The 19,496-nt window shown below is 43.7% G+C and carries 13 protein-coding genes and 1 riboswitch; all 13 genes read left to right on the forward strand.

Features of this window, described 5'->3' with window-relative positions:
- The coding region (locus ACW6PM_RS11165; protein WP_456057211.1) for an acyl-CoA thioesterase at positions 1-423 on the forward strand (423 nt) is incomplete at its 5' end.
- 4 nt (positions 424-427) lie between these two features.
- Positions 428-2,218 carry an aminopeptidase P family protein gene (locus ACW6PM_RS11170; RefSeq protein ID WP_456057212.1) on the forward strand — a complete coding sequence of 597 codons (1,791 nt, stop codon included), beginning with the start codon at positions 428-430 and terminating at the stop codon, positions 2,216-2,218.
- Between the two features lie 69 nt (positions 2,219-2,287).
- The gene (polA, locus tag ACW6PM_RS11175; protein WP_456057213.1) at positions 2,288-4,999 is read left to right on the forward strand and encodes a DNA polymerase I; all 2,712 of its coding nucleotides are present in this window, start codon (positions 2,288-2,290) and stop codon (positions 4,997-4,999) included.
- A complete protein-coding gene (gene coaE, locus ACW6PM_RS11180; RefSeq protein WP_456057237.1) occupies positions 4,977-5,618 on the forward strand; it encodes a dephospho-CoA kinase in 642 nt (213 codons plus the stop codon). Before polA ends, coaE begins: the two co-directional genes overlap by 23 nt.
- A 5-nt stretch (positions 5,619-5,623) precedes the next feature.
- Positions 5,624-7,867 carry a cell division protein FtsA gene (locus ACW6PM_RS11185; RefSeq protein WP_456057214.1) on the forward strand — a complete coding sequence of 748 codons (2,244 nt, stop codon included), beginning with the start codon at positions 5,624-5,626 and terminating at the stop codon, positions 7,865-7,867.
- Position 7,868: 1 nt separating this feature from the next.
- Positions 7,869-8,672, forward strand: coding sequence for an MBL fold metallo-hydrolase (locus ACW6PM_RS11190; RefSeq protein ID WP_443596331.1), 804 nt, complete (start codon positions 7,869-7,871; stop codon positions 8,670-8,672).
- 22 nt (positions 8,673-8,694) lie between these two features.
- Complete coding sequence (locus ACW6PM_RS11195) at positions 8,695-8,979, forward strand: ACT domain-containing protein (protein ID WP_308651272.1); 285 nt, start codon at positions 8,695-8,697, stop codon at positions 8,977-8,979.
- 43 nt (positions 8,980-9,022) lie between these two features.
- Complete coding sequence (locus tag ACW6PM_RS11200) at positions 9,023-10,387, forward strand: PFL family protein (protein ID WP_117714270.1); 1,365 nt, start codon at positions 9,023-9,025, stop codon at positions 10,385-10,387.
- 134 nt (positions 10,388-10,521) lie between these two features.
- Positions 10,522-10,598, forward strand: a riboswitch (ZMP/ZTP riboswitch).
- A gap of 121 nt (positions 10,599-10,719) precedes the next feature.
- A complete protein-coding gene (locus ACW6PM_RS11205) occupies positions 10,720-11,433 on the forward strand; it encodes an IMP cyclohydrolase (protein ID WP_109257032.1) in 714 nt (237 codons plus the stop codon).
- Positions 11,434-11,496: 63 nt separating this feature from the next.
- Entirely contained in the window at positions 11,497-12,675 is a 1,179-nt protein-coding gene (locus ACW6PM_RS11210) for a phosphoribosylaminoimidazolecarboxamide formyltransferase (protein ID WP_308651271.1), read from the forward strand.
- A gap of 233 nt (positions 12,676-12,908) precedes the next feature.
- Positions 12,909-14,252, forward strand: coding sequence for an ABC transporter substrate-binding protein (locus ACW6PM_RS11215; protein WP_456057215.1), 1,344 nt, complete (start codon positions 12,909-12,911; stop codon positions 14,250-14,252).
- A 3-nt stretch (positions 14,253-14,255) separates the two neighbouring features.
- Positions 14,256-15,929, forward strand: coding sequence for a methyl-accepting chemotaxis protein (locus tag ACW6PM_RS11220; RefSeq protein WP_456057216.1), 1,674 nt, complete (start codon positions 14,256-14,258; stop codon positions 15,927-15,929).
- A gap of 72 nt (positions 15,930-16,001) precedes the next feature.
- Positions 16,002-19,490, forward strand: coding sequence for a PD-(D/E)XK nuclease family protein (locus tag ACW6PM_RS11225; RefSeq protein WP_456057217.1), 3,489 nt, complete (start codon positions 16,002-16,004; stop codon positions 19,488-19,490).
- Positions 19,491-19,496 lie beyond the last annotated feature (6 nt).

A 19,496-nucleotide genomic window follows, 5' to 3' on the forward strand; every position in this document is an offset into this window, starting at 1 on the left:
GAACTTAGAATCCGTCCTTACGAGCACCACGCAAAGTATTATGAAACAGATCAGATGGGTATAATCCACCATTCAAACTATGTCAAGTGGATGGAAGAAGCAAGACTTGATTTGATGGATCAGATAGGACTCAACTACAGGCAGATGGAGGATATGGAAATCATAAGTCCGGTGCTGTCGATATCGGTAGAGTATCACAGTATGGTACATTTCGATGACACGGTCGTCATCTACACAAAGCTGCTTAAGTATAACGGAATCAAGATGGAGCTTGAGTATGTCATGAAGGACAAAGAGACAGGCGAGCTTCGCACCACTGCAAAAAGCAGCCATTGCTTTTTGAACAAATCCGGCAAACCAATCTCATTAAAGAGAATGTATCCGGAATTAGATACAAAATTTTTTGAATTTAAAGAGGCATAATAAAATGATACAGGATAGATTAAAAGCATTGAGAAGCGAGATGGCAAAGAGGGGCATCTCGCTGTATGTGGTACCTACTGCTGATTTTCATGAGTCAGAGTATGTAGGAGAGCATTTTAAGGCACGCAAATATATTACCGGCTTCACAGGCTCAGCAGGAACCGCAGTCATCACTATGGATGAGGCCGGACTATGGACAGACGGCAGGTATTTTGTGCAGGCGGCTGCGCAGCTTAAGGATACCACTGTAAAGCTGTTTAAGATTGGCGAGGAGGGCGTACCGACAGTTGATGAGTATATAAAGGATACTCTTTCGGATGGCGGTATAATAGGCTTTGACGGCAGAGTGGTAAATGCCGCATGGGGCAAAAGGCTTTCTGAAATCGCAAAAGAAAAGCATGGCAGCATGTATGTAAATGAGGATCTGATTGACCTTATATGGACTGACAGACCACCTATGTCAAAGGAAGCTGTCATGATTTTTGACAATAAATACACCGGTGAGGATATAAGCTCAAAGCTTAAAAGAGTTAGAGAGCAGATGGCACAAAAGGGTGCAACACTTCATCTGATGTCATCACTTTACGATATCGCCTGGCTTTTAAATGTCAGGGGAGGCGACATAAGCTATGTGCCTGTAGTGCTTTCATACCTGGCACTGTCACAGGACAGCTGCATATGGTTTTTGCAGGAAGAGGTTGTGACAGAGACTCTTAAGGCATACCTTGATAAGAATGGTATACAGACAAGACCTTACGATGATTTTTATGAATATGTGAAGCATATTGATGAAAAAGAGACAGTGCTTTTAAATACATCGATTGTAAATTACCGCATCTGCGACAGCCTGCCGGATGGTGTTAAGGTGATTGATGCGGAGGATCCTACAGTTGTCATGAAGGCTGTAAAGAATGAAGTGCAGCTTGAAAATCTGCGCAAGGCGCATTTAAAGGATGCAGTTGCGATGTGCAGGTTCATGTACTGGCTTAAGACAAATATAGGTAAGATACCTATGACAGAGATTTCGGCTTCAGATTATCTTGCATCGCTTAGAGCGCAGCAGGAGGGCTTTCTTGATTTGAGCTTTGCCACAATATGCGGATATGCTGACCATGGTGCTATTGTGCATTATTCTGCAACAGAGGAGTCCGACAGGCAGCTTAAGCCTGAGAGTCTTCTTTTGGTTGATTCAGGAGGACATTATCTGGAGGGAACCACAGATATCACGAGGACCTTTGCGTTAGGACCGGTGACTGACGAGATGAAGGATATGTTTACGAGAGTGTGCCGCTCAAATATGAACCTGGCAAATGCAAGGTTTAAGGAGGGCTGCTCGGGACTAAACTTTGATATTCTGGCAAGAGAGCCTTTCTGGGAGATTGGCATGGACTACAATCACGGCACCGGACACGGTGTGGGCTATGTGCTCAATGTGCATGAGGGACCAAACAGCTTTCACTGGAAGCAGTACCCGGGCAGAACTGCAGAGCGTGTGATAGAAGAGGGCATGGTCACTACAGATGAGCCGGGCATCTATTTAGAGGGCAAATTCGGTATTCGTACAGAGAATGAGCTTATCTGCCGAAAGGGCGAGAAAAATGAGTATGGCCAGTTCATGTATTTTGAGAATCTGACCTATGTGCCTATAGATTTAGATGCGATTGATCCAAATCAGATGACAGACAGGGAAAAGGGATACCTGAATGCTTATCATGCGAGAGTTTATGAGCTTGTTTCACCATTTTTGAATGATGAGGAGGCTCAGTGGCTTAAGAAATATACAAGAGCTATTTAACATTACTGCCTGCACTGCAGTGTGACCGGCAGCGATTACAACAATATTAAGTAATAAGGAAAGTATAAAATGAGTGAAAAGCTTGTACTTATAGACGGACACAGTATTTTAAACAGGGCATATCACGGACTTCCTGATCTGACCAATTCAGAGGGGCTTCACACAAATGCAGTCTATGGATTCTTGAATATCATGTTCAAGATTCTTGACGAGGAAAAGCCTGACTATCTGACGGTGGCATTTGATGTGCATGCGCCGACGTTTCGCCACAGGATGTTTGATGCATACAAGGGCACGAGAAAGCCTATGGACGAGGAGCTCAGGCAGCAGGTGCCTATGATAAAGGAAATGCTTACAGCTATGGGCATTAAAATCGTGGAAAAGGAAGGCTATGAGGCCGACGATATACTTGGAACCTTATCTGTCAGGGCAGAAAAGGCCGGTATGGATGTCGCCATCATTTCCGGAGACAGAGACCTCTTGCAACTTGCGACTGACCATGTCATGGTAAGGATTCCAAAGACAAAGAAAACAGGAACCGAGATAGAAAACTACAATACAGCAGATGTTATCGAAAAGTACGGCGTCACTCCAAAGGAGTTTATCGATGTAAAGGCTCTGCAGGGAGATACGTCTGATAATATTCCCGGGGTACCCGGTATCGGCGAAAAGACGGCAGGCGCACTTATAGCAAAATATCACTGTATAGAGGCAGTACATGAGGACGCTGAGAATGTAAAGCCGCCAAGGGCTTCAAAGAATATAGTGGAGTACTGGGAGCAGGCGCTTATGAGCAAAGAGCTTGCTACAATCATACTTGATGCACCGGTTGACTATGAATTTTCTGATGCAAAGCTTAGTGACGGAGTAGAGTCACTCTACACAGAGGAAGCCTTTTTACTGTGCAAAAGATACGAATTCAAAAACATGCTGTCACGGTTTAACGTGGAGGCTCCTAAAAACAATGCCGAGGAGCATTTTGTGGTAGTAAGGGACTTAAAGACTGCAGAGAGTGTGTTTGAGAAGGCAAAGAACAAGGAGGTCGCTTTTGCGGTAGTACCGGGAGAGTCTTTGGAAAACAGCGAAAGTGATGGACAGCTAAGTCTGTTTTCGGAGCCGGTTTCTAACGATTATCTTGCTGTTTCGATTTGTTTTTCAGAGGAGGACATTTATTTTATCTGTACAGGTGATGAGATTTCAAGTAGCTTCCTGGATGAAAAACTAAATACCCTGGAAGTAAAGTCATGGATATCACCGGATTTAAAGACCAATCTGCACAGATTTAAGAGCAAAGAGATAAAGGCAGAGGACAGAGACAGATATTTTGACATGATGGTGGCTGCATACCTTATCAATCCGCTTGTCGGGGAGTATCCATATGATGCGGTTGCAAAGGACTATCTGGGGCTTATGCTCTCATCTAAAAAGGATTATCTGGGGAAGCTTGATTTTACTCAGATGATGAAGGAGGATGAGAAAAAGGCAGTGGACTGTGCCTGCTACGAGGTGTATACTGCCTGGAAATCAAAGCCGGTTCTTTTGCAGAAGCTAAAGGAAATGGATATGCTCACGCTTTATAAAGATATCGAGCTTCCACTCGTTTTCGTACTGTATGATATGGAAAATGAGGGTATAAGGGCTGATGGAATAAAGCTTAAGGAGTATGGAGACAAGCTTGCTGTTTCGATAACTGAGCTTGAAAAGAAAATATATGAGGCAGCAGGTGAAGAGTTTAATATAAATTCGCCAAAGCAGCTTGGAGTCATTCTCTTTGAAAAGCTTGGACTGCCAAATGAAAAGAAGACAAAGACCGGTTATTCTACTGCGGCAGATGTGCTTGAAAAGCTGGCACCGGAGTATCCGATTGTTGCGGATATTCTGGAATACAGACAGCTCACAAAGCTAAAGAGCACATATGCTGACGGACTTTCGGGATATATCGCATCCGATGGCAAAATCCATACTACCTTAAATCAGACAATCACTGCGACAGGCCGTCTTTCAAGCACAGAGCCTAATCTGCAGAATATCCCGATAAGGATTGAGCTGGGCAAGCTTATCAGGAAGGTATTTTTGCCTGAGGATGGAGATCTGTTTGTTGACTCAGACTACTCGCAGATCGAGCTTCGGGTGCTGGCAGCGCTTTCAGGGGATGAAAGGATGATAGAGGCATTTAAGAATGGTCAGGATATCCACAGAAGTACAGCATCCCTTGTGTTTGACACACCGTTTGATGAGGTCACAGACCTTCAAAGACGAAATGCCAAGGCGGTAAATTTTGGTATCGTATATGGTATTAGCGCGTTTGGTCTGTCTAACGACCTGGGGATTTCAAGGAAAGAGGCACAGGGCTATATAGACAGCTATTTTGTCAAATATCCAAAGATTAAGGAGTTTTTGGATCAGACGGTTTTGGATGCTAAGAAAAATGGCTATACAAAGACCATGTTTGGACGTATCAGACCGATTCCCGAGCTGAACTCGAGCAATTTCATGCAGAGACAGTTTGGAGAGAGAGTTGCGATGAACTCACCTATTCAGGGTACAGCAGCCGATATCATAAAGATTGCCATGATACGTGTGCATGACAGGCTTCTTGACGAGGGCTTAAAGTCAAGACTTATCCTTCAGGTGCATGATGAGCTTTTAATTGAGACAAAGGAAGCTGAGAAGGATAAAGTGATTAAGCTTCTGGAGAAAGAGATGCGTGGTGCGGTGGACATGAAGGTATCCATGGAGGTGGGCACCGAGTGTGGCTATGACTGGTATGATGCGCATTGATGACAGAAAAGGAAATAGTATGATTTTTATAGGAATAACAGGTGGTGTAGGTGCCGGAAAATCGGCAGTGCTTAGCTATCTTAAGGAACTTGATGGCGTAAGGGTCATGCTCTCCGATGAGATAGCACATGAGCTGATGGAGCCGGGAAGCGACTGCTACAACAGATTAAAGGAATTGTTTGCGGGCGAACCGATATGGCTTGAGGACGGGCATTTTGACAGACCGGCACTTGCCGAAGTGATTTTTTCGGATGATAAAAAAAGAGAGCTTTTAAATGAAGTAGTGCATCCTGCAGTAAAGGAATATGTGCTTAATGCAGTTAAAGAGGCAAAAAAAGAAGGTCTTTTCATGCTTGTGCTTGAAGCAGCACTCCTTATAGAGGAGGGATATGGTGAAATCTGCGACGAGCTGTGGTATATTTATGCAAGTGAAGAAGTCAGAAGAAAAAGACTTAAGTCATCAAGAGGCTATTCAGATGATAAGATAGACAGCATCTTTGCAAGCCAGCTTAAAGAAGCTGAGTACAGAAGGCACTGCAGGGAGGTTATCGATAATGATGGAGATATCGAAAACACGATAGCTTCAATAAATAAAGCGCTTAGCAAATACAAGGAGTAGTGGAAATGAACAATGTATTCGGTTTGGATATTGGTACAAGAAATGTTGTAGGAACTGTCGGCTATCAGACTGATGACAAGGAATTTGTGGTTACAGCACAGTATGTGAAGGAGCATGAGACCAGAGCGATGCTCGACGGTCAGATACATGATATAGGCAGGGTGGCAAAAACCATTAAGGAAGTAAAGGACGAGCTTGAAAAACAGACAGGACAGCCACTTGAAGAGGTGTGTATAGCAGCCGCAGGACGAGTATTAAAGACTGTCACGACGCATGTGGAGTATGAGTATGCGCAGGAGTCTGTGGTGACCGGCGAGGATGTCCATACGCTTAACCTGCTTGGTATAGAAAAAGCACAGGAGGCACTCAAGGAGGTTAACGATACAAGCTATAAGTTTTACTGTGTGGGATATTCTACAGTCAAATTCTTTTTGAATGATGAGGTGTTTATCAGCCTTGAGGGGCATAAGGCAAACAAAATAGGCGAGGATATCATAGTTACATTTCTGCCGGAGGATGTGGTAGACGGACTGTATGCGGCAGTTGGACAGGCCGGGCTTAGTGTAGCCAATATGACATTGGAGCCTATCGCCGCTATCAATGTGGCAATTCCAGAGAACTATCGTATGCTTAATATCGCACTTGTCGATGTGGGAGCCGGAACGAGTGATATCTCAATCACAAGAGACGGAAGTATCATAGCCTATGGCATGATACCGCATGCAGGAGATGAGCTGACAGAAGTTATTGTGCAGCATTTCCTCGTGGATTTCAACATGGCAGAGAGCATCAAGCTTCAGTCCACGACAAGTGATACAGTTACATACAAGGATATCATGAGTATCGAGCACACAATTCCTGCACAGGATGTCTGGGAGGTGGCAGCACCTGTTGTTGATAATATTGCACAAGAGGTATCGGCTAAAATCAGAGAGCTAAACGGTGACAAAACAGTGAGTGCCTGCTTTGTAGTCGGAGGCGGAGGCAAGATACACGGCTTCACGGAAAAGCTTGCGGAAGACCTTGACCTGCCGGAGGAAAGAGTAGCTCTAAGAGGTGAGGAAGTGCTTGGCGATGTGACCTTTGAGCAGGAGGATATTAAGAAGGATCCGCTTCTTGTCACTCCAATTGGTATATGTCTGAATTATTATGACCAGAGAAATAATTTTATCATGGTCAGATTCAACGGTGAGAGAATAAAGCTCTATGACAATAACAGGCTTACAATAGTCGATGCGGCGCTTCAGGCCGGATTTCCAAACGATGAGCTGTTTCCAAAGCGCGGCACCCCGATAAATTTTACGGTAAACGGTGTGGCTAGGCTTGTAAGAGGCGAGGCCGGAGAGGGCGCAGTGGTGACCATGAACGGAAAGCCTGCAAGCATCAATACACCGCTCGAGCCAAACAGTGAGATAGTCATCGAGCCGTCCACAGCCGGAGAGGCTGCAGTGTATAAGATATCGCAGCTTGATGAGTACAATCATTCTGTCATTACATTTGTAATAAACGGCAGAAGGGTTTCATGTCCTAGGTTTGTCCAGGTAAACGGAAGGCTTGAGCCTGAGGATTACAGCATCAAGGAAAACGATGTGATTGAGACAAGAAATTACTATACAGTGCGGCAGATTGCGCAGTTTATGGACCTCGTTATTGACACAGACCAGATGATATTTGTAAACAATGAAGAGGCCGATCTTGACACACTTGTATATGAAAATTTCTCTGTTGAATGGAAAACAGATGAATATGGTGTTGCAAGAATCGACAATAACACTTATAATGACACACAAGAGTCTGATACAGATGCAGATACAAATGATGCTTCGGCTTTAGCAGAGCCGGATGCAAACAGCACAGAGTCAGACAACACAGAGTCAGACAACACAGTGACCAGAACATCTGAGCAGATGATGAATCAGGTGCTCGACGAGCTTCATGATGATTTTACCAAGGAAGCAGAAGCATCTGCTGTGCCGGAAAACAAACTGCCGGAAAATGAATTGCCAAAAAATGATATACAGGAAGAAGACTCATCAAAAAATACAATTACAGTCATTGTAAACGGTGAGTCTGTAGAGCTGTCAGGCAAGGATACATATATATTTGTCGATATATTTACCCATATCTCATTTGATTTACAGGCAGGAAAGGGCAGGGCAATAGCCACTGTAATAAACGGCAGGGATGCACAGTTTTCCGAGGAGCTTCATGAGGGAGACCAAATAGAATTATACTGGAAAGAGAATTAACATGTTAGAATTATGCAGCATTGCCAGCGGCAGCAGTGGAAACTGTATATGTGTGGGCACGGATGATTGCCATGTGCTCATAGACGCGGGCATCAGCGGTAAGAAAATAGAAAACGGCCTGAACGAGTTTGATATGACGGCCACAGATATGAAGGGCATTCTTGTGACGCATGAGCATATAGACCACATCGCAGGGCTTGGTGTCATGGCAAGGCGCTATCATATTCCGATTTATGCAACAAGAGCCACAATCGGTGCCATAAAATGTACCAAATCCGTTGGAAATATAGATGATGAGCTGTTTCATCCTATTGAGGCAGGTGTTGATTTTACAATAGGCGATATAGAATTTGAGCCGCTTCACATATCACACGATGCGGCTGATCCTGTCGCATACAGGTTTAAAAATGAAAATCATGCGATGGCGGTCGTGACAGACCTTGGCACGTATGATGACACACTGGTTTCAAAGCTTCAGAACCTGGATGGCCTGCTGCTTGAAGCCAATCATGATATAAATATGCTCCAGACAGGGGCATATCCTTATCCGCTCAAGCGCAGAATCATGGGTGACAGTGGACATTTGTCGAATGAGAGAAGCGGGCAATTGTTATGCGAGCTTCTTCATGATAAATTTGGCTCAGTAATACTGGGACACCTTAGCAAAGAAAACAACTACGAAAAGCTGGCGTATGAAGCAGTCAGGCTTGAGGTCACAATGGGAGACAATCCATATAAGGCAAGTGATTTCCCGATGTATGTGGCTAAGAGGGACAGGGCATCAGACCGCATAGCCGTAGAATAAGAGAACAGGAGAATAGGTTGTTATGGATAACACAAAGAACAAAGTAATCATCACAGTTGTCGGAAAAGACACAGTAGGAATCATCGCAAAGGTATGTACATATCTGTCAGAGGGCAGAGTAAACGTACTTGATATCTCACAGACTATTGTTTCAGGTTATTTCAACATGATGATGATTGTAGATATGGCAAATGCTACAGCTTCATTTGCAGAGATTTCTGACCAGCTTGATGCACTTGGAGAAGAAATTGGTGTAACAATAAAGTGTCAGAAGGAAGAAATCTTTGAGATGATGCATCGAATCTAGTTTAGCGTAAAAATGTCATACACAGTTAAAGGAGAACATTAAAATGATTAATATTGGTGAAGTAATTGAGACCAATGACATGGTGGAGAAGGAAAACCTTGATGTGCGTACCATCACACTCGGTATCAGCCTGCTCGACTGTATAGACTCAGACCTTGCAAAGGTAAATGAGAATATCTACAACAAGATTACAACACTTGCAAAGGATCTTGTAGCAACAGGAAAAGAGATAGAGAACAACTACTGTATCCCTATCGTAAACAAACGTATTTCAGTTACACCTATCGCCCTTGTCGGCGGTGCGGCATGCAAGAGCTCAGAGGATTTTGTTACCATAGCAAAGACTCTCGATAAGGCAGCAAAAGAGGTGGGCGTCAACTTCATCGGTGGATACTCAGCACTTGTGTCAAAGGGTATGACAAAGGCGGATGAGCTTTTAATCAAATCAATTCCTCAGGCAATGCTTGAGACAGACCTCGTATGCAGCTCTGTGAATGTTGGCTCCACAAAGACCGGAATCAACATGGATGCGGTAAAGCTGATCGGTGAGATGATAAAGGAGACAGCAGAGGTGACAAAGCACCTTCCTGTATCAGGCTGTGCCAAGTTTGTTGTATTCTGTAACGCTCCTGATGACAATCCGTTTATGGCAGGAGCCTTCCACGGTGTTACAGAGGCTGATGCCATCATCAATGTAGGTGTCAGCGGACCGGGAGTAGTAAAGACTGCTCTTGAAAAGGTAAGAGGCGAGAACTTTGAGGTGCTCTGTGAGACAATCAAGAAGACCGCCTTCAAGGTTACACGAGTTGGACAGCTCGTGGCAAAGGAGGCTTCAAAGAAGCTTGGAGTGCCATTTGGAATAATAGATCTTTCACTTGCACCTACACCGGCTATCGGAGACTCTGTAGCAGATATTCTCTGCGAGATAGGTTTAGAGAGAGCCGGAGCTCCTGGAACAACAGCAGCACTTGCACTCTTAAACGATCAGGTTAAAAAGGGCGGTATCATGGCATCCTCATATGTCGGCGGACTCTCCGGTGCCTTTATTCCTGTATCAGAGGATCAGGGAATGATAGATGCCGTAAACGATGGCGCACTCACCCTTGAAAAGCTTGAGGCTATGACCTGTGTATGCTCAGTGGGACTTGACATGATTGCAATTCCTGGCGATACAAAGGCTACGACAATTTCAGGAATTATCGCAGACGAGATGGCTATCGGTATGATAAATCAGAAGACAACAGCATGCAGACTGCTTCCTGCAATCGGAAAGGATGTAGGTGATGTGGTAGAAATCGGAGGACTCCTTGGAAGTGCACCGGTAATGCCTGTAAACAGATTCTCTTGTGATGCATTTGTAAACCGCGGAGGAAGAATCCCGGCACCAATTCACAGCTTTAAGAATTAGTAAAAGAATGGCATTATAAAGCATTGATAGATAAATAAGCATTGTTTACAAGCACGCACTCATAAGTACAACTTATAAGTGCGTGCTTATTTTAAAGTGGTACTTGACAATGACAAAAATACATGCTTAAATAAAGACAGTTATATGACTGACGGAAGTGGATAACCACATGGAGTATAACAGTTGATTGCCGACCGTCTGGGCGCACATTTATATAGGTTTCATGCAGAGCTTTATATTTATATGTGTGTTCGGACGGTCTTTTTTATTCCGGCAGAACCCGAATGATTTGGGGAATGCAGACCACATTATCAGAAAACATGGAGGATGACATGGAAAGAGTATCATTAGCAAAGGAATTATCAAGCACAACATACCCTGGCAGAGGTATTGTAATCGGACGCACAAAGGATGGTAAGAAGGCTGTGACAGCATACTTCATCATGGGCAGAAGCGAGAACAGCCGCAACAGAGTATTTGTAGAGGATGGCGAGGGCATCAGAACACAGGCATTTGACCCTTCAAAGCTTGAGGATCCAAGTCTTATCATTTACGCGCCTGTAAGAGTGCTCGGCAACAAGACAATTGTCACAAACGGTGATCAGACAGATACTATCTATGAGCTGATGGACAAGCAGCAGACATTTGAGCAGGCATTAAGGACAAGAGAGTTCGAGCCTGACGCTCCTAACTATACACCTAGAATTTCAGGAATCATGCATATTGACAATGGTGAGTTCAACTATGCTATGTCAATCTTAAAGAGCAACAACGGCAATCCTGACGCATGCAACAGATACACATTTGCATACTCAGCACCGGTTGCGGGCGAGGGACATTTCATCCATACATATATGGGCGATGGAAATCCACTGCCAAGCTTTGAGGGTGAGCCTACATGGGTAGACATTGACGGAGATATCGACGAGTTTACCAATATGGTATGGGAGAACCTTAACGAGGACAATAAGGTATCACTCTTTGTCAGATATATTGATATCGCAACAGGCGAGTATGAGAGCCGAATCGTAAACAAAAACAAATAACGGGAAATATTTTATAAACGGTCAAATATACAAGATAAGCAGATAAAAACAGGAGAACAAAAAATGCAGGAATATGAATTAAAATACGGATGTAACCCAAATCAGAAACCGGCCAGAATATTTATGAAGGAGGGCGAGCTTCCTATAAAGGTGCTTAACGGAAGAGCCGGATATATCAACTTCCTCGATGCCTTTAACGGATGGCAGCTTGTAAGAGAGCTTAAGAAAGCAACAGGTCTTCCGGCCGCAACCTCCTTCAAGCATGTTTCACCGGCAGGTGCAGCAGTCGGACAGCCGCTTTCAGATGTGGAGAAAAGAATTTACTGGGTTGATGATATGGATATCGAGTTTACACCGCTTGCAAATGCATACATCAGAGCAAGAGGCGCTGACAGAATGTCATCATTTGGTGATTTTATTTCACTTTCAGATGTATGTGACAAGAGCACTGCACTTGTAATCAAGAGAGAGGTATCAGACGGTGTTATCGCTCCGGGCTACACAGACGAGGCTCTTGAGATATTAAAGGCTAAGAAAAACGGCAATTACTGTGTTATTGAGATCGACCCGGCATATGAGCCGGCACCTATTGAGAGAAAGGATGTATTTGGCATCACATTTGAGCAGGGCAGAAATGAGCTTCATATTGATGACGATTTCTTCTCAAATATCGTGACAGAGAACAAGGAGCTTACAGAGCAGGCTAAGATTGATCTGGCAATCTCAATGATTACTTTAAAGTATACACAGTCCAACTCTGTATGCTATGTAAAGGGCGGCCAGGCAATCGGTATCGGAGCAGGCCAGCAGTCTCGTATCCACTGTACCAGACTTGCAGGCTCAAAGGCAGACAACTGGTGGCTTCGCCAGTCTCCACAGGTGCTTGGACTTCAGTTCGTGGATGGCATCAGACGTGCAGACCGCGACAACACTATCGACCTTTATATCGGTGAGGATTACATGGATGTGCTTGCAGAGGGCGAGTGGCAGAAATTCTTCAAGGTAAAGCCGGACGTATTTACTGCAGAGGAGAAGAGAGCATGGCTTGACAGGAATACAGATGTAGCACTTGGCTCTGATGCATTCTTCCCATTTGGTGACAATATTGAGCGTGCGCACAAGAGTGGCGTGAAGTATGTAGCCCAGCCGGGTGGATCGGTGAGAGATGACCATGTTATTGATACATGTAATAAGTACGGCATGGTGATGAGCTTTACAGGAATCAGACTTTTCCATCACTAATCATAAGGCATAAGAGAATTATATAATTATATACTGAAATTAAGAAAACGGTGTGAATCCAACAGGATACATGCCGTTTTTGCGTTAAATTATGAGTGAACGAAAATTTCCTAATTAAATATGCAAAAAGTACTAGTATTTATGTAATAAAGATGTTATATTTTAATAAAGCACTTAATTAACTAAAAAATAATTATGTGGAATTATAAAAATTAGTTATTGGGAGGAAATGAATGAAAAAGAGAAGATTTGTGGCATTGCTTATGACCATGGCAATGCTTGTATCAATGCTGTCAGGATGTTCATTTGGTTCATCATCAAAAAAGGTCACACAGATATACTTCCTAAGCTGTAAGCCTGAGGTAAAGTCAGTCTGGGAGGAGGTTTCAGCAGCCTATGAAAAGGAGACCGGTATTAAGCTTAAGGTACTTACCGCAGCAGACGGTAATCATGAGAGAACACTTAAAGCAGAGCTTGCAAAGAAGGACTACCCGACAATGTTTCAGATAAACGGTCCTGTTGAGTACGGTAAGTGGAAGAATTACTGTATGGATCTTTCTGATACAAAGCTGTATTCATGGCTTTTGGATAAGAGCATGGCAGTGACAGGTGACAATGGAAAGGGTGCATACGGCATACCTTATGTTGTTGAGGGCTACGGAATTATCTACAATAATGCAATTATGGAAAAGTACTTTGCATTATCAGATAGGACAAGCCAGATAAAGAGCATGGGAGAGATAAACAATTTCGCTGCCTTAAAGGAGGTAGTGGAGGATATGCAGGCACATAAGAGCGAGCTTGGAATAGAGGGAGTATTTGGCTCAACATCGCTTTCACCGGGTGAGAGCTGGAGATGGCACACACATCTGATGAACATCCCTATAACCTATGAGCTTCAGGATAAAAATGCATCGGAGCTTGACTCAATTGATTTTACATACAGCGATGAATTTAAAAATGTTTTTGATCTGTATGTAAACAATTCGTGCACGCCGGCATCAGAGCTCACAGATAAGGGCGTAGAGGATTCGATGCAGGAATTTGCTAAGGGCAAGGCTGCAATGATCCAAAACGGTAACTGGGGCTGGACACAGATAGAGAGTACGGACGGAAATGTGGTAAAACAGGAGGATGCCAAATACATGCCTATATATACAGGTATGGATGGGGAAGAGTCACAGGGACTTTGCATCGGAACAGAGAATTATATCTGTATCAACTCACAGGCCACAGATGAAGAAAAGCAGGCATCTATTGACTTCTTGGAGTGGCTTTACAGCTCAAAGGAAGGCAAAAAATTTGTGACAGAAAAGTTTGGATTTATTCCTCCGTTTAGCACTTTTAAGGAATCGGAATATCCGTCAAACCCACTCGCTGTTGAGGTGCTTGAGTACATGAATGACAGCTCAAAGAAATCTGTGCCATGGAACTTTGTTACATTCCCAAACCAGAAGTTTAAGGATAATATGGGAAGTGACCTGACGCTCTACGTTAATGGTGAGATGGACTGGGATACACTTGTAGATACGGTTAAGGCTGACTGGACAAATCAAAAGAGCAGTGAGGAGGAATAATTTATGAAAACTATAAAGGCAAAGGTAGCGACACTTATTGCCACGACTTCACTTGTTCTTATTGTGGCAATACTATCGGTTTCGCTTATCGTAATGAAGAAGAACGTAGTAACTTTATGTGAGAACTATTTGTATGATACATGTGTATCTGCGTCAAATACACTTTATGAGAGCTTTTACGGAGATACAGACCAGGTAAATATGGATGTCAGGGTGCAGTACATACTTTACAATGTCGGCATTCAGGATATGGATTCAAGTAAGGCATATCTGGTGGACAAGGATGGAAAATATGTCTATCATGACGACCCTAAGATGATAGGCAAAAAGATGGAAGACAATCCTGTAATACAAAATGTGCTCGACAAGCTCAACTCTACAGGAGTCATGGAAACTGCAAAGGTTGAGGAATGTAAGGTGGACGGCAAGGAAAAGTACATAGCATTTATGTGTACGGTCAATGACTGGGTGGTATATGTAGAGGCAGATAAATCAGATGTGCTTGCATCCATCACCACAATCACCACATTCTCTCTTTTAATGGGCGTGATACTGGTTATTTTGGCAGTTGGAATCGGTATCCTTGTCACAAGAAGGATTACAAAGCCAATTACAAAGCTTACAGCAGTTATCGATGATATCTCACAGCTCAACATGACTGATGAGCATGAAATCCCGATCACGAAGGATGAAATCGGTGTCATGGGAGTGGCTCTAAAGAGAATGAAGGAGCAGTTAAACGGTATTATATCAGAGCTCAACGGAATCTCCGGAAAACTTGTAAACGACTCAAATACTCTGTATGATATTTCAGAGAATGTAACTGATGCTTCGACCAACAACTCGGCAACCAACGAGGAGCTTGCCGCAAGCATGGAGTCCACCTCACAGTCAACAGAGGAGGTTACAAACAGCGTCCTCAATATGAACAATAATGCTATCGAGGTGGCAAACAAGATAAGCGAGGGAACAAGCCTGACAGCCGGAGCTATGGAGAAGGCAAATGCTATCCATAACAGAACAAGCAGTGCAAGAGAGGAGACTCTTAAGGTTTATGATTCTATCAAGAGCACATCTGAAAAGGCAATAACAGATGCAAAGCAGGTAGAAAAGATTAATGAGCTTGCAAAGGCTATCCAGGATATAGCAGATGAGACCACACTGCTTTCCTTAAATGCTTCAATAGAGGCAGCAAGAGCAGGAGACCAGGGCAGGGGCTTTGCGGTTGTAGCCAGTGAGATAGCAAATCTTGCGGCAGAATCAACAGCAACCGGTGCCAATATCGTGACAATCGTTGCACAGGTTAATTCATCGGTAGAGACACTCACAGGATGCCTGGTTGATGTGCTTGACTTCCTTGAGAACAAGGTAATGAATGACTACGACGCTTTCATGACATCATCTGATGAGTACAGTGATGTGGCAAGAAGCATCGAGGATTTCATGAATCAGGCAAACAGCGAGGTTGAGCAGCTTAGAAATGCGATAAGCCGCATAACGGATTCTATGGATTCAATCAACCAGAATATCAATGAATGCTCAATCGGCATCAATGATATTGCCAACAAGACAACAGAGGTAGTTGAGCTTACAAGCGAGAGCTTTGAGCGCTCTACAAATTGTAAGGATTCTGCATCGGAATTACAGAATATTACCTCAAGATTTAAAATTAAATAATTCAATAATAGGAGACTTCATGATATAATTACTGTATACATTTTACACAGTAGTTAATCATGGAGTCTTTTTATGTCATTACAGTTTATCACAGGTAATTCAGGAAACGGAAAAACAAAATATCTCTTTAACACGATAGTGAAAGAGGCAAAGGCACACCCAAGGGACAATTATCTTGTCATAGTGCCTGAGCAGTTTACAATGCAGACGCAGAGACAGCTTGTGGATTTGTCTGAGAACAAAGCCATCATGAATATAGATGTGCTAAGCTTTAAGCGCTTAGCCTACAGAGTGTTTGATGAGCTGGGAATCACAAATCTCACGGTGCTTGAGGAGACAGGTAAGAACCTTGTGCTCAGAAAGCTTGCGGCACAGGAAGCGGATAAGCTTGGCGTAATAGGCAGAAACTTAAACCGCATTGGCTATATAAGCGAGGTAAAGTCACTGCTTTCAGAGCTTGTGCAGTACAATATATCACCTGAGGAACTGGGAAGATATATTGATTCCGGCAGGCTGTCCGATACGCTTTCCGGCAAGCTCAAGGATGTACTCGTGCTCTATGAAGCATTTGAGAAGTTCATGCAGGATAAATATATTACGGCAGAGGAAATACTTAATGTGCTTTGCAATGTGGCAGAGGAGTCTGCCATTCTTAGAAATTCAGTCATTGCATTTGATGAATTTACAGGCTTTACACCTATACAGAATCAGCTCATCAAAAAGCTCTTTGTTATTTCAAAGAAAATATATGTCACACTGACCATAGACTGTCGTGAGGATATCTTTAAGAGCAGGGGTATGCAGGAACTGTTCGACATGCCAAAAAGGACTGTAAAATCACTCACCGAAATGGCAGCGTTTTATGGCATAGAGGTCGAGGAACCCATTATCCTTGATAAAAACTACAGGCTTTCAGAAAACGAGGAGCTAAGCTTTATGGAGCAGCAGCTTTTCAGAAAACGAAGATGCTCCTTTGAAAAAGAACCAAAGCACATTCACATAGACTGTCTGCGAGACCCGAAGCAGGAGCTGACAAGGATAGCAAGAAAAATTAATGAGCTCGTGAGAAACGAAAGCCTGCGCTATCGTGATATTGCGATAGTCACAGGTGATGTAAATACATATGCAAATTATGTGCGTGAAATATTTGACAAATACAATATCCCTTACTTTATAGATGCCACACAGGAGATTCTGTTTCATCCGTTTATTGAGTTTATCAGATCCATTCCTGATATTGCGGCACAGAATTTCTCGGCAGATGCGGTGTTTAGATTTTTGCGGTGCGGCTTTAGTAAGCTATCGGACAATGAAATAGACGTACTTGAAAACTATGTACTCGCCTGTGGCGTGAGAGGTAAAAGCGCATGGGACAAAAAGTGGGTCAGGCTGCCAAAGCAAAAGGCATGCTATGACCTTGAGCTTTTAAATAAAAGCAGGGAGTATATAATAGAGCTTTTAAAGCCGGTATATCAGGTGTTTTCCGATAAAAAGTCAAAGGTAAAGGACTATGTAATGGCGATATACAGGCTGACAGTTTTGCTAGATATACCTGATAAGCTTGCAAAAAAGGAGCAGGCACTGCTTGAGGCAGGAGACCAGACCGCATCAAAGGAATACGGACAGATATACAAAATAGTCATGCAACTCTTTGAAAAATATGTGGCGGTGCTGGGTGATGAATGCATGGATGCAGAGGAATTTACACAGATACTGGATGCGGGGCTTGATGCAGCCGATGTGGCAGTCATACCGCCTGGATACGACACAGTGACCATCGGAGATATCGAGAGAACACGTCTGACCAACATAAAGATCATGTTTTTTGCGGGCGTAAACGATGGGATTGTCCCAAAGGCAGCAGGAAGAGGAGGCATCATATCCCAGTATGAGAGAGAAGCACTTAAGGAGCTGGATATAGAGCTTGCGCCGGGTGCGAGGGAGCAGGCGTTTATACAGAGATTTTATCTGTATCTGAATATGACAAAGCCATCCAGGGAGCTTTATATCAGCTACACGAGGCTTGACAGTGAGAAAAAGGCTGCCCAGCCTTCGTACCTCATAGGCATATTAAGGGGAATGTTTCCAAAGCTTGTAGTGACAGAGACAGAGGATGTGGAGCTGCTTGCAGACCTATCAGGCAAAAGAAGCGCCATGGACTATCTGCTGTCAAACGAGGTGGATGACAGCTGGTGCGAGATTGCGGCAGCGGTGATGCTTTATGATGAGACGTGTAATGAGGCAGATGATAAAGCAGATGATAAAGTAAATGATAAAGAATGTGATAAAGGATACGTTAATGGAAATGCCGTGGAGCGGCTCATCGAGGCAAGGTTTGAGCATTATTCCAAGGATCCGATAAGCCGTAACGTGGCAAGAAGCATATACGGCAGACACATGGAGGGCAGTATCACGCGCTTTGAGCAGTTTGCGAGGTGCGCATATGCTCATTTCCTGAATTATGGACTGCGGCTTACAGAGCGTGAGGAGAGCGGCTTTTCATCCCTTGATATGGGTAACATATACCATGAAGCATTAGAAAGATACAGTAAAAAGCTTGATAGGGAGAGTACGGACTGGTTTAGCGTGACAGATGCTAAAAGAGATGAGCTTGCAATGGAAGCAATAAACGAGGTGGTTGATGAATATGCAGGCTTTGGCATATTTGATACTGCAGAGAGCCTGCACACCGTCTCACATATGAAGGCGGTCTTTAAGCAGACAGTATGGGCGCTCACAACCCAGATACGAAGGGGAAGCTTTGTGCCGGAGAGGTTTGAGTTTTCCTTTTACGAGAGCCTTGATATGGCAAATGATGTGACGGTTGATATAAAGGGTCGCGTGGACAGAACTGACACATACCAGGATGAAGGCAGGCTGTTTGTGAAGGTGATGGATTACAAGTCGGGAAATACTGTCTTTGATCTGGTGAAGCTGTATTATGGAACGCAGCTTCAGCTTGCAGTGTATATGGATGCTGTCATGGAGCAAAAGAAGGCGGCACAAAAGCAGGTAAGTGTGGAGCCGGGCGGTATGCTGTACTATCACATTGACGATCCTGTAATTGATTTAAAGGATGTGGCTGCGGGCACGGAGCTGTCTGAGGAGGAAATCAATCAGATGATATTAAAGAGGCTCAAGCCTGACGGACTCATAAACTCGGATGAAAAGGCATACAGGGGCATGGACAGGGACTTTGAGAAAAGCTCCGATGTAATTCCTGTCACTTTAAAAAAGGACCAGACACCGGCTGCAGGCTCAAGGGTGGCAAGTGCCGAAGAGTTTGATGTAATAACAAGGTTTGCGAGAGAGAAGCTTCGCGAGATAGGAAGAGAAATATACGATGGAAATGTTGCAGTCAATCCTATCAAGAACAAGAAAACAGACAGCTGCGCATATTGCGCTTTTCAGGCTATATGCAGGTATGATTCAAGGATACCGGGCTTTAGCGAAAGAAGCTTTAACGGTGACAATAAGGAAGATGTGCTTGATAAAATGCGTACTCAGCTTGCAGCGGCAGAGCATAAAGCAGCCTATGGAGATAATAATATAAAGCCATAATCGGGA

Source organism: Agathobacter sp., assembly GCF_977054825.1.